The sequence below is a fragment of the Microvirgula curvata genome (assembly GCF_054781615.1).
The window spans coordinates 299,189-311,428 of sequence record NZ_BAAGUB010000035.1 but is presented as its reverse complement, the minus strand read 5'-3'; the positions used below and the strand labels follow the sequence as shown (position 1 = coordinate 311,428).

Sequence of the window (12,240 nt, the reverse complement as noted above, 5' to 3'; positions counted from 1 at the left end):
CGGTCCCTTCGGGCAGCATGACAGCGGAAGCGCGAGCGGCGCACGGGCGAAAGCCGGCGCGGCATCGTGACCTCCCTACGCTGGCATGACCCAGATCAGGTGATTGCGGGACTATCTCAGCCGACGACAAACGCCGTCGACACCCCGAGTCACGGTTGAAACGAGCGCCGATTGTGCGGCCAGCGGCGCGGGCCGTCAATGCACTGCCGGCGCCGGCCGTCGTCGCAGCGGCCTCAGTCGGCCGGGCTTTCCAGCGCTTCCAGATCGATGCGGATGCGGATGGTGTCACCGACGAAGGGCAGGCCATACTTCATGCCGAACGCCGAGCGCCTGAACTCGGTCGTGACCTTGGCGCCACAGGCATTGCGGCCCCAGTACGGATGCCGGCCGCAAGTCAGCCGCTCGATTTTCAGCGCGACCGGCAGGGTGATGCCGGTCAGGGTCAGCTCGCCGTCCGCGGCCACCGGCTGATCCTTGTCGAAGCGCAACTGCGTGGAATGAAAGCGCAGCACCGGATACTGGCTGACCTGGAAGAAATCCTTGCTGCGCAGTACGGTATCGCGCGCCGGCAGGCCGGTGTCGATCGACGCGGCGTCGATGCTCACCTCGATCTCGCCGCGCTGCGCCTCGCGGTCGAGCACGATAAAGCCCTGGGTCCGGTTGAAGCGCCCGATCAGTTCGGAAAAGCCGAAATGGCTGACGGCGAAAGTCGGATAGCTGTGCGTCGATTCGATGTCATAGCGCACCGGCGCGGCCGCGGCCGCCAGTGGCAGCAGGCAAAACAGCAGCGCGTATTTCATGATGGTCTCCGGGCGACAACGATAAGTGAGTTATACCGTTGCCGCCCGCTGCCTGTCAGCGCATGGCGAAAAATTCGCGATGGAAATGCGCCGGAGGCAGGCCAAGCGCGGCCAGTCCGTTCTGCAACTGCTCGGCAAACGGGGCCGGTCCACAGAACCAGACCGGCGGCCGCTCGCCATCCCGCCAGCCGCTGGCGATATGCGTGGCATCCAGCCGCTGACCGTCGCCGGCAATGCACAGGTGCAGGTTCACGCCGGCAGCCCGGCAACGCGCATCGAGATCCGCCGGCCACATCTGTTCGCGGCTGCGGCAGCAATAGTAGAAATCGACCACTCCCTGACTGCCGCCTTCGCGGGACAGCGCCTCCAGCCGTGCCAGGAACGGCGTGATGCCCACGCCACCGGCCACCCACACCTGCCGGGCCGGACCGCTGAAATCGAAGCCGCCATACGGGCCTTCGACCTCGACCGGCTGGCCGGGGCGAATCCGGTCCGACAGTGTTCCGGTGTAGTCGCCGAGCGCCTTGATGCCGAAGCGCAGCCGGCCGTCCTCACGGGTTGCCGATGCAATCGAGAACGGGTGAGCACCCTCGGCCGGATCGAAGGTCACGAAAGCGAACTGACCGGCCGCGTGAGCGAATGCCTGCGAGTCCAGATCGACCTCGACCTCCAGCATGCCGGCCGCCGGGGCATGCCGCACCGCGACCACCTGGCCGGCATGACGACGCTGGCGGCCGATACGGCCGGACAGCGACAGCAATGCCGCCACCGAGCCCGCCAGCGCACAGGCCAGCGTCCACAGGCCGGCCGGCTGGCTCCACCACGCCGACGGCATCAGTTCAAGCCCGTGCAGCACGAAGGCAATGAACACCAGCGGAAACACCTTGTGCACGTAGCGGAACCAGCGGTACGGCACCAGCTTCAGCAGCGCGATCAGCAGCAGGGCGGCAACCAGATACAGGCCCCACTCGCCGATGCCCTTGGCCAGTTCGTGCAGCAGCGCCGGTTCGCCACCGCCGCCCTTTTTCGCCGGACGGAACAGCCAGCCGGCCTGCACCATCCACTTGGGAAATTTTTCCGCGCCCCAGTGCAGGAACAGCAGCACGGCACAGCCGATGCCGGTCCACTTGTGCAGCCGGTAAATACGGTCCAGCCCGCCGACCTGGCGCTCGAGCCAGCGCGAACGCACGGCCAGCACCAGGCTGAAGGCCATGGCGGAGAACAGTACCAGTCCGCTCAACAGCACCGCCTGCTTGCGCCAGGCCCAGAAATCAGCCGCCATCAGCACGGACCAGTCCACACTGCCCGCCCACATCGCCACACTGATGGCGATCAGTCCCGCCAGCCACTTGCCCATGGGATCCTCCCGTCGGTCATCTCATTGTTGATGCCGACATTAACGCGCGGGGGATTTAACCATGGATTAATCGCGCGCCGTCTCAGCAGCCGGTCAGACCCGCCATGTCCAGCAGATTGAAGCCGGACGGGGTATCGACTTCGACCTTGGCCGTGACCGTGCGCGCCTTGTCATCGACGATCCCGGTCGGCGTCAGCGTCAGGTGGACGCTGACCATGCCGGTTGCATCGACGAACGACTGCCGTTCGCGCTGACCACCCGGCAGCGTGTCGCCGTCAGCCGACTTGCGCTTCAGCTTCAGCAGTTCCTTGCCCAGACGGATGCGCGCATCCCCGCTCTGGCTGACCACGAACAGCGTGCCGCCCTTGGGCTGGGTCAGCGTCAGCCCGCAACCCTTGACATCGATGTCCTTCGCCGCCAGCGGCATCACCTGCGCGGAAGGCCCGCTGTCGGGCGTGCTGGCGCAGGCGCCCAGCAACAATACGGTCAGGGACAGGCAGATTCGCGATAGCGGCTTCATGGACAGCTCCGGTTTGACAGCAAACCCGGATTTTCGCACAGCCGGGAAACGAAGAGCAGACGAGCGAAGCGAGGTTTCCCCGCGGCGGCGGGGACGGAAGGGGCAGGATTCAATCGGGCAGACTGCCGTGCTCACGACAGCTCCTGTCAGTCGGGCGTGCACCGACGCCACGCTGACCGTCGGAGCCCACCCTTGCCAGCAGTCTGAAACGAAGAAAGCCCCAGTCGGAGGCTTTCCCAGACTGCCCGCGAAGAACGGACGAGCGTAGCGAGGTTTCCCCGCGGCGGCGGGGACGGAAGGGACAGGATTCAAACAGGCAGACTGCCGTGCTCACGGCCCATTCTGTCAGTCGGGCGTGCACCGACGCCACGCTGACCGTCGGAGCCCACCCTTGCCAGCAGTCTGAAACGAAGAAAGCCTCCGGTCGGAGGCTTTCTCTGTACTGCCCTGCCGCCTTACTTGCCGGCGGCGGCTTCCCTGGCCAGGTACAGCCAGGTTTCGACCACGGTATCCGGGTTCAGCGAGATGGTCTGGATGCCTTCATCCATCAGCCACTTGGCCAGATCCGGGTGATCGGACGGGCCCTGACCGCAGATGCCGACATACTTGTCCAGCTTGTTGCAGGTGCGGATCGCCATCGACAGCATGGCCTTCACTGCCGGGTCGCGTTCGTCAAAGGTCGACGCAATCGGGCCACCGGAGTCGCGGTCCACGCCCAGCGTCAGCTGGGTCATGTCGTTCGAGCCGATCGAGAAGCCGTCGAAATGCTCGAGGAACTGTTCGGCCAGCACGGCATTGGTCGGCAGTTCGCACATCATGATCAGGCGCAGGTCGTTCTTGCCACGCTCAAGGCCGAAGCCCTTCATGATGTCGACCACGGTCGACGCTTCATTCAGCGTGCGAACGAACGGGATCATGACTTCGACGTTGGTCAGGCCCATCACGTCGCGCACCTTGCGGATCGCACGGCATTCCAGCTCGAAGCAGTCGCGGAATTCCGGAGCGACGTAGCGTGCGGCACCGCGGAAGCCCAGCATCGGGTTTTCTTCATGCGGTTCGTAGCGGCTGCCGCCGATCAGGTTCGCGTACTCGTTCGACTTGAAGTCGGACATGCGCACGATCACCTTCTTCGGGTAGAACGCGGCAGCGATGGTGGCGATGCCTTCGGCGATCTTGTCGACATAGAAGTCGACCGGGCCGGCGTAACCGCCGATGCGATCGGTGATGGTCGCCTTCAGGTCAGCCGGCAGGCTGTCGAATTCGAGCAGCGCCTTCGGGTGGATGCCGATCTGGCGGTTGATGATGAATTCCATCCGTGCCAGACCAACGCCATCGTTCGGCAGCTGGGCGAAATCAAACGCCAGTTCCGGGTTGCCGACGTTCATCATGATCTTGACCGGGCTCTTCGGCATCGAATCCAGTGCCAGATCGATGATTTCGATGTCGAGCAGGCCGTCATAGATGTTGCCGGTGTCGCCCTCGGCGCAGCTGACCGTCACCTTCATGCCTTCCTTCAGCACGCTGGTGGCGTCGCCGCAGCCGACCACGGCCGGTATGCCGAGTTCGCGGGCGATGATCGCCGCGTGGCAGGTACGGCCGCCACGGTTGGTGACGATGGCGGCGGCGCGCTTCATGACCGGTTCCCAGTCCGGGTCGGTCATGTCGGTCACCAGCACGTCGCCGGCCTTGACGCTGTCCATTTCGGACGCATCGCGCACCAGACGCACCACACCCTGGCCGACCTTCTGGCCAATGGCGCGGCCTTCGACCAGCACGGTGCTCTTGTTCTTCAGGCGATAGCGGCGCAGCGTATCGACACGGCCTTCCTGCGACTTCACCGTTTCCGGACGGGCCTGCAGGATGTACAGCTTGCCGTCGATGCCGTCACGGCCCCACTCGATGTCCATCGGACGACCGTAGTGTTTCTCGATGATCAGCGCGTAACGGGCGAGTTCTTCGATCTCGGCATCTTCCAGCGAGAACACCGCACTCTGTGCCGGATCGACATCAATGGTGCGCACCGAGCGGCCGGCCTGCGACGCATCGGTGAATTCCATCTTGATCAGCTTGGAGCCGCGGTTCTTGCGCAGGATGGCCGGGCGGCCGGCGCGCAGCGTCGGCTTGTGCACGTAGAACTCGTCCGGGTTCACGGCGCCCTGCACCACGGTTTCGCCCAGGCCGTACGACGACGTGACGAACACGACGTCCTCAAAGCCCGATTCGGTGTCGATGGTGAACATCACGCCGGCGGCGCCACAGTCCGAACGGACCATGCGCTGAATGCCGGCCGACAGCGCGACCACGTCGTGGGCAAAGCCCTTGTGGACGCGATACGAGATGGCGCGGTCGTTGTACAGCGACGCGAACACATGCTTGATGGCGTCCATCACGTGTTCGAAGCCACGGATGTTGAGGAAGGTTTCCTGCTGACCGGCAAACGAAGCGTCAGGCAAATCCTCGGCAGTCGCCGACGAGCGGACAGCGACCGAGATGTCGCTGCCGGCATCTGCCAGCATCTTTTCGTAGGCGGCCCGGATCTCGTCTTCCAGCTTGGCAGGGAACGGGGTGTCGACGATGAGCTGACGGATCTGCTTGCCAACGCGGGCGAGCTCGGTCACATCATCCACATCCAGTTTGGCCAGCGTCTCATTGATGCGATCGGACAGGCCGTTATGGGCGAGGAAATCGCGATAGGCCTGTGCGGTCGTCGCAAAACCACCGGGGACACGCACGCCGGACTCCGCCAGTTGGCTGATCATCTCGCCAAGCGACGCGTTCTTGCCGCCAACGTGTTCGACGTCGGTCATGCGCAGCTTGTCGAACCAGACAACGTAATTCTCTGCCATTACTGAAAATTCCTGTTGGGAGGGGTGGGAATCGGTAAAGGCCGGATTCTAGCCGAAAGATGACAAAAAAAATATTGCTCTGCCGCAGCGCAGCACGTTCGCGGCGACAGGCGTACAGTCCGGCCCAGCACAATGACGACGTTCTGACCGCCGCCGGCAACATGCATCGCTAGCGTTTCGCGGCGCACGGCGTTCGTTATACTCCCGACCATCGCCACACGGAGATTGTTTCCATGCCGCACCGTCGTTCCGCCTTCTTCATCTCCGACCGGACCGGTATCACCGCGGAGTCCCTGGGCAATGCCCTGCTGACCCAGTTCGACATGCTGGAGTTCAAGCGCGAGACCATACCGTTCATCGACACGATAGAAAAAGCCGAAGAAGTCGCCCGCCATATCTGCGCACGGGCGGAGAGCGACCAGCACCAGCCGATCGTGTTCATCTCGGTGGTCAATGCCAAGGTGCGCAGTTCGCTGCACGTCGAGGACAGCGCGCTGGTCATCGATTTCTTCGACTCGTTCATCGGTCTGCTGGAAACCGAGCTGGGTCACAAGGCCACGCAGACGGTCGGCAAGAGCCACGGCATCGTCGACAACGAGCAGTACGACCACCGCATCGAGGCAGTGAATTTCTCGCTGAACCACGACGACGGCGTCAAGCTCAAGGACCTCGACGAGGCCGACGTGATCCTGGTCGGCGTGTCGCGTTCGGGCAAGACCCCGACCTGCCTGTATCTGGCGCTGCAGTACGGCGTCAAGGCCGCCAACTACCCGCTGACGCCGGAAGACCTGGACAGCCCGACGCTGCCGCGCATCCTGCTGCCGTTCAAGCAGAAGATTTTCGGCCTGACCATCGATCCGCAGCGCCTGCACCACATCCGCAGCGAACGCCGGCCTGACAGCCGCTATGCGTCGATCGACAACTGCCGGCGCGAAGTCAACGAAGCCGAGTCGATGTTCCGCCACCACGGCGTGCCGTTCATCAGTACCACGCACAAGTCGATCGAGGAGATCGCCAGCACCATTCTGCACAAGACCGGCATCTCCCGTCGTTTCTGACGGTTGACAAGCCGGGCGGCGGGCGCGACGATGCGGCCATGACTACCGCATTGCAACGCACGTTCCATTGGTGGCGCCGTCCCTGACAGCGGCGTGCGTTTTCGTGCATCAAAAACCATGCCGCCGCGAAAGGCGGCATTGTTTTTTTCCCCTCTCGCGGCGGCTCCCCCTTTCTACCCGGAGCAAGCCCATGACAGATTCCCGCCCCATCGTCCTGACCGGTGACCGGACCACCGGCCCGCTGCACCTCGGCCACTACATCGGCTCACTGGTCAACCGCGTCGCGCTGCAGGACAGCCATCGCCAGTTCCTGCTGCTGGCCGACGCGCAGGCGCTGACCGACAACATGGGCAACTACCTGAAAGTGCGCGACAACGTGCTGCAGGTCGCGCTCGATTACCTCGCCGTCGGCATCGACCCTGCCAAAAGCACGATCTTCATCCAGAGCCTGGTGCCCGAGCTGTCGGAGCTCGCGTCGTACTACCTGAATCTGGTGACCGTCGCCCGTCTGGAACGCAATCCGACCATCAAGGACGAGATCCGCCTGCGCGGCTTCGAGCGCGACATCCCGGCCGGTTTCCTCACCTACCCGGCGGCACAGGCCGCAGACATTACGGCGTTCAGGGCCACCGTGGTGCCGGTCGGCGAGGACCAGATCCCGATGATCGAGCAGACCAATGAAATCGTGCGCCGCTTCAATGCCAGTGTCGGCCAGGAAATCCTGGTCGAGTGCAAGGCCGTGGTGCCCAGGGTCGGCCGCCTGCCCGGCTTCGACGGCAAGGCCAAGATGAGCAAGTCGCTCGGCAATGCACTGCCGCTCGGTGCCAGCCCGGATGCGATCCGCCAGGCAGTGAAGATGATGTACACCGACCCCAATCACCTGCGGGTCGAAGACCCGGGCCAGGTCGAGGGCAATGTGGTGTTCACCTATCTGGACGCGTTCGAACCGGACACGGCCATGGTCGAGGACCTGAAGGCACGCTACCGTCGCGGCGGCCTGGGCGACATGGTGATCAAGAAACAGCTCGAAGCCCGCCTGCAGGCACTGCTGGAACCGATCCGCACCCGCCGCGAAGACTATGCGCGCGACCCGGCCCAGGTGATGGCCATCCTCAAGGACGGCACCGCCCGCGCCCGCGAGGCCGCCGCGCAGACGCTGGGCGACGTCAAGCGCGCCATGGGACTCAACTACTTCTGAGCCAGCGCTTTCAGCCCTTTGCAGTGACCGGCGCCACGGCGCCGGTCGGGCTGTCATACACCGCCAGATCCAGTTCACCCTCGCTGCGGGCGACCAGCACCGCGGCCAGGGTATCGCCGGAAACATTGGTCGGGGTATTGGCCATGTCGATGATGCGGTCGACGGCCGCAATGGCGGCGATGACTTCCAGCGGCAGCCCCACCGAGCCCAGAACCATGCTCATCACCACCAGCCCGGTGCCGGGCACGCCGGCCGCACCGATGGCCGACAAGGTGGTGGTCAGCACCACGGTCACCTTCTGCATCAGACTCAACTCGATCCCGTAGGCATTGGCGGCAAAAATCGCCACCGCCCCCAGATAGGTCGCCAGCCCGTTCATGTTGATGGTCGCCCCCAGCGGCAGCACGAAGGACGCAATGCTGTTGTGGACGCCGAGCCGCCTTTCCGCCGTGTCCAGCGCCAGCGGCAGGGTCGCGTTCGAACTGGTGGTCGAGAAGGCGAACAGCTGCACCGGCAGCATTTTCTTCAGGAACGGCCAGGGCCGCAGTCCGGCCAGCATCAGCAGCAGGCTGTAGCACACCGTCAGCAGCAACAGGCAGGACAGCCAGATCGAGCCGACCAGGGCCGCCAGTTGTTCGATGACGGCAAAGCCGTTGTCCGCGGTCACATAGGCCATCAGCGCGAAGACGCCGTAGGGCGCAAACGCGAGCACCATGCTGATCAGCCGGAACACGACCTGGTTCAGCGAATCGAACAGGCGCCGGACCGGCTCCCCCGCCTCGCCGGACAGGTTGATCGCCATGCCGAAGAACAGCGCAAACACGATCACCTGCAGCACATTGCCGTCGACGAAGGACTTGAACGGGTTGGCCAGAAACAGGTTCAGCATCGTGTCGAGCATCGACGGCGGCGTCGGTACGCTGCCGGCCGTGCTGCCGAGGCTGTAGTTCAGCCCGGCGCCGATATTGAGCAGATCGGCCAGCAGCATTGAACTGCTGGCAGCGAACGCCATGGTCAGCATGTACAGGAACAGGGTCTTGCCGGCCACGCGCCCCATCTGGCGCACATTCTTCATCGCCGTCACGCCACAAACCAGCGAGACGAAAATGACCGGCATCACCACCATGCGGATCAGGGTGATGAATATCGTGCCGACCGGCTGCAACAGCCGGGCCGACTCGCCCAGCGCCAGGCCGGCCAGAACGCCCAGCAGCAGCCCGATCAGGATCTTGTGCCACATCTGCAGCGGAAAGGGGATACGCGCGACCATCTGCCTCCGGAAGTATCAATTGCGAACAACCGGTAATTCTTTGGTCAAAAACATCGCCAAGTCAAACAACAACAGTTTAATTTATTGCATTCGCGCATTTTTTAACGAATTTGCACCGAATCAATACAAAAAAGGAGGCCGAAGCCTCCCTTGTGTGCAGGAGCGGGTCGAACCCGCCCGGCTGACCGGTCCTACTTCAGCTTGATCTCCGACCACATGCGGTTCAGGTCGCGACGCTGCTTGGTGTTCAGGTCCTTCAGCTGCTGCAGGCGCCCCAGCGATGCCTTGTCCGGGAAGATGGCCGCGGTTTTTGCCAGGTCCTTCTTCACATAGGCCATCGCTGCCTGGTTCGGCGAACCGGTGCCCATCTCGTTCGACAGCTCGGCGCCGTTCTTGCCTTCCAGCATGAAGTTGATGAACTTGTACGCCAGGTCCTTGCGCGGCGCGTCCTTCAGCACCACGAAATTGTCGATCGACATCGTGTTGCCTTCCTTCTGCAGACCGAAGCCGATCTTGAACGGGCGCCGGGCCTTCAGCGCATCCTGTTCCGCCTGGTACAGGTCGTTCGAGTAGCCGAGCGCGACCCACATGTTGCCGACCGTCAGTTCCTTGATATAACTCTGGTTGTTGAACGCGGCCCAGTACGGCTTCGCCTTCAGGATCACGTTGCGGGCAGCGGCCCAGTCCTTCGGATCGGCCGAGTTGGCCGACTTGCCGAGATACATCAGCGCAGCAGCCATCAGTTCGCGCTGCGAATCGAGCACGATGACCTTGCCCTTGATCTTCGCCAGCACCGCCGGATCGAAAATCAGCGCCCAGCTGTTGACCTTGTCGGCCACGCCGGCCTTCTTCAGCGCGGTTTCGTTGTAGCCGAGCACCGTGGTCGTCACTGCGTACGGGATCGAGTACTGGTTCTTCGGATCGAAGAAGCCGCCCAGATAACCCGGGTTCAGGTTCTTGAAGTTGCTGATCTGCGCACGGTCGAGCGGTTGCGCCGCTCCCTTGCCGATCAGCGTCTGCACCGCGAAGCCGGTCGGCACGACCAGGTCGTAGCCCTTGGCGCCGGCGGCGAGCTTGGCGAGCATTTCTTCATTGTCGCCGTAGTAGTCCTGCACCAGCTTGCACTTGCACGACGCCTCGAAACGCTTCGCCGTCGCATCGGACAGGTAGTTGTTCCAGTTGTAGAGATGCAGTTCGTTCGCGGCAAAAGCAGTCGAGCTTGCCGCGAGCGACGCGGCCATCACCAATTTTTTCCACATGTACATTTCCCCCTTGCATTGGGTGGAAGGAAAACCGCGCGGCGTCGTGGCCGCCGCACGGGGCGACAGCGGGCCTTTTTCACCCCGCGCCCGTCAGGGGCGAAGCGGCTTGTTGTGACGATCACCGGTTTCCCGACGCTCGCGTTTGTAGCGGCCCTTGAAAACGGGGTGTCCTGTCTGGCCACCCCGTGTACTGCACCGGCCCGCAGCGGGGCCGAATCGTCATCCGTCAGGCGTTGGTCTTCATGGCCGACGGAGACAGTTTGGTCGCGATTGCAATCAGCGCCAGCGTCAGCAGCATCAGCAGCGTGCTGATCGCGTTCACTTCCGGCGTCACGGCAATCTTGATCATCGAGTAGATCTGCAGCGGCAGCGTCGAGGCACCGACCCCGGCTACAAAGAAGGTGATGACGAAGTCGTCGATCGACAGCGTGAACGCCATCAGCGCACCGGCGATGATGCCGGGCAGGATCTGCGGCAGCGTGATCAGCCGGAACGCCTGCCACGGCGACGCGCCGAGGTCGCGTGCGGCTTCGACCAGGCTGTCATCCATGCCCTGCATCCGCGCCCGCACCACGATGGCGACAAAGCCGATGCTGAACGCCACGTGGGCAATGATGATCGACACCAGGCCCAGTGTCATGTTGATCAGCACGAAGAAGATCAGCAGCGACACGCCAGTCAGCAGCTCGGGAATCGCAATCGGCGTCAGCACCAGGAACGGCAGCAGCCGCAACCTGAAGCGATGCATGGCGATGCCGGCCAGCGTGCCGAAAATGGTGGCGAAGAAGCTCGACACCAGACCGATCATCAGCGAGTTGCCGGCCGCCTTCAGCATGGCCGCGTCCTCGAGCAGCATCACGTACCACTTGGTAGTGAAGCCGACCCACTCCGCATTGAGCTTGGAGTCGTTGAACGAATACACGACCACGATCACCAGTGGCAGGTACAGGAACAGGTAGGCCGCGAACGCCGCGCCCCACAGCCATAGCGATTGCTTTCTAGCCATGTTTCTTCTTTCCTCCGCGCGCCACCGCCATGCCCAGCCCGGCGATGACCAGCACGCCGACCGTCAGCATGATCGACAGCACCGAACCGAATGGCCAGTCACGCGTTTCCAGGAACTGCTGCTTGATCAGGTTGCCGATCATGATGCCTTCGGTACCGCCAATGATGTCCGGAATGGCAAACATGCCGAGCGCCGGAATGAACACCAGCGCCCCGCCGGCATACACGCCGGGCAGGCTCAGCGGCCAGGTGATGCGCCAGAAGCGCTGCCAGGCCGACGCCCCCAGATCCTGCGCCGCATCGAGCAGCGCCATGTCGTGCTTTTCCAGATTCGCGTACAGCGGCAGCACCATGAACGGCAGGTGCACGTAGACCAGGCAGAGGATCACCGCGAACGGCGTGAACAGCAGCGACACCGGTCCGGCGCCGAATACTGCCAGCACGGCATTGATCGCCTTGGTGAACGCCGACGACGGGCCAAGGATGATCATCCACGCATAGATGCGGATCAGGAAATTCGACCAGAACGGCAGGATCACCAGCAGCAGCAGCAGGTCGCGGTATTTCTTCGAACTGCGGGCGATCAGCCACGACAGCGGATAACCGATCACCACGCATGCCACGGTGGTCACGGCAGCGTACAGCGCCGATTTCAGGAACAGCTCCAGATACAGCGGTTCCTCGAACAGCCGGCTGAAGTTGTCCAGCGTGAAGAAGTCGTGCCAGTTGTCGCGGTTGATCAGCACGGTGGTCACACCGGCGTCGTCCGTGCTCCACAGCGGATACAGCCCGCCGTAGTCGCCCGGCCAGCGGAATGCCGCCAGCGCCATGATCACCGACGGGACCAGGAAGAACACGACCAGATAGACGAGCGGCGGCCAGCTGAGCAGCCACTTGCCCAGATTCCTTTTAACCCAGTTCATT

General features: G+C 63.3%; 10 protein-coding genes and 1 riboswitch. Of the genes, 2 read left to right on the top strand and 8 right to left on the bottom strand.

All coding sequences use genetic code 11. The annotated features are described in order from the left end of the window. Window positions 1–55: 55 nt before the first annotated feature. Window positions 56–157: riboswitch (TPP riboswitch) on the bottom strand. A gap of 76 nt (window positions 158–233) precedes the next feature. The 4 genes from ACYVG8_RS16390 to ppsA all read right to left on the bottom strand — a co-directional run bounded on the left by ACYVG8_RS16390 (window position 234) and on the right by ppsA (window position 5,523). Beyond that, a complete protein-coding gene (locus tag ACYVG8_RS16390) occupies window positions 234–800 on the bottom strand; it encodes a YceI family protein (protein ID WP_107888762.1) in 567 nt (188 codons plus the stop codon). Between the two features lie 55 nt (window positions 801–855). Beyond that, window positions 856–2,157, bottom strand: coding sequence for a ferredoxin reductase family protein (locus ACYVG8_RS16385; RefSeq protein WP_107888763.1), 1,302 nt, complete (start codon window positions 2,155–2,157; stop codon window positions 856–858). An 82-nt stretch (window positions 2,158–2,239) separates the two neighbouring features. After that, a complete protein-coding gene (locus ACYVG8_RS16380; protein ID WP_028497939.1) occupies window positions 2,240–2,677 on the bottom strand; it encodes a hypothetical protein in 438 nt (145 codons plus the stop codon). Window positions 2,678–3,132: 455 nt separating this feature from the next. Next, on the bottom strand, window positions 3,133–5,523 hold the full coding sequence (gene ppsA / locus ACYVG8_RS16375) for a phosphoenolpyruvate synthase (protein ID WP_028497940.1): 2,391 nt from the start codon (window positions 5,521–5,523) through the stop codon (window positions 3,133–3,135). 233 nt (window positions 5,524–5,756) lie between these two features. Here ppsA and ppsR point away from each other — a divergent pair, with 233 nt between their 5' ends. Both ppsR and trpS read left to right on the top strand, forming a co-directional pair. Next, window positions 5,757–6,581: a posphoenolpyruvate synthetase regulatory kinase/phosphorylase PpsR gene (gene ppsR / locus ACYVG8_RS16370; RefSeq protein ID WP_028497941.1), complete on the top strand. Its 825-nt coding sequence runs from the start codon at window positions 5,757–5,759 to the stop codon at window positions 6,579–6,581. Between the two features lie 190 nt (window positions 6,582–6,771). Further along, window positions 6,772–7,779, top strand: coding sequence for a tryptophan--tRNA ligase (trpS, locus tag ACYVG8_RS16365; RefSeq protein WP_460746308.1), 1,008 nt, complete (start codon window positions 6,772–6,774; stop codon window positions 7,777–7,779). Between the two features lie 10 nt (window positions 7,780–7,789). Here trpS and ACYVG8_RS16360 read toward each other — a convergent pair whose 3' ends face one another. From ACYVG8_RS16360 to ACYVG8_RS16345, 4 genes are all read right to left on the bottom strand, one after another. Further along, the gene (locus ACYVG8_RS16360) at window positions 7,790–9,049 is read right to left on the bottom strand and encodes a dicarboxylate/amino acid:cation symporter (protein WP_460746306.1); all 1,260 of its coding nucleotides are present in this window, start codon (window positions 9,047–9,049) and stop codon (window positions 7,790–7,792) included. Between the two features lie 191 nt (window positions 9,050–9,240). Next, window positions 9,241–10,308: an ABC transporter substrate-binding protein gene (locus ACYVG8_RS16355; protein ID WP_028497944.1), complete on the bottom strand. Its 1,068-nt coding sequence runs from the start codon at window positions 10,306–10,308 to the stop codon at window positions 9,241–9,243. Between the two features lie 229 nt (window positions 10,309–10,537). Continuing rightward, a complete protein-coding gene (locus ACYVG8_RS16350; protein WP_051528625.1) occupies window positions 10,538–11,317 on the bottom strand; it encodes an ABC transporter permease in 780 nt (259 codons plus the stop codon). Next, entirely contained in the window at window positions 11,310–12,239 is a 930-nt protein-coding gene (locus ACYVG8_RS16345) for an ABC transporter permease (protein ID WP_028497946.1), read from the bottom strand. Before ACYVG8_RS16345 ends, ACYVG8_RS16350 begins: the two co-directional genes overlap by 8 nt. Between the last annotated feature and the right edge of the window lies 1 nt (window position 12,240).

Excerpts from the sequence above, each read along its gene's own strand:
- ACYVG8_RS16390 (WP_107888762.1), bottom strand. The coding sequence starts at position 800 with ATGAAATACGCGCTGCTGTTTTGCCTGCTGCCACTGGCGGCCGCGGCC.
- ACYVG8_RS16385 (WP_107888763.1), bottom strand. The coding sequence starts at position 2,157 with ATGGGCAAGTGGCTGGCGGGACTGATCGCCATCAGTGTGGCGATGTGG.
- ACYVG8_RS16380 (WP_028497939.1), bottom strand. The coding sequence starts at position 2,677 with ATGAAGCCGCTATCGCGAATCTGCCTGTCCCTGACCGTATTGTTGCTG.
- ppsA (WP_028497940.1), bottom strand. The coding sequence starts at position 5,523 with ATGGCAGAGAATTACGTTGTCTGGTTCGACAAGCTGCGCATGACCGAC.
- ppsR (WP_028497941.1), top strand. The coding sequence starts at position 5,757 with ATGCCGCACCGTCGTTCCGCCTTCTTCATCTCCGACCGGACCGGTATC.
- trpS (WP_460746308.1), top strand. The coding sequence starts at position 6,772 with ATGACAGATTCCCGCCCCATCGTCCTGACCGGTGACCGGACCACCGGC.
- ACYVG8_RS16360 (WP_460746306.1), bottom strand. The coding sequence starts at position 9,049 with ATGGTCGCGCGTATCCCCTTTCCGCTGCAGATGTGGCACAAGATCCTG.
- ACYVG8_RS16355 (WP_028497944.1), bottom strand. The coding sequence starts at position 10,308 with ATGTGGAAAAAATTGGTGATGGCCGCGTCGCTCGCGGCAAGCTCGACT.
- ACYVG8_RS16350 (WP_051528625.1), bottom strand. The coding sequence starts at position 11,317 with ATGGCTAGAAAGCAATCGCTATGGCTGTGGGGCGCGGCGTTCGCGGCC.
- ACYVG8_RS16345 (WP_028497946.1), bottom strand. The coding sequence starts at position 12,239 with ATGAACTGGGTTAAAAGGAATCTGGGCAAGTGGCTGCTCAGCTGGCCG.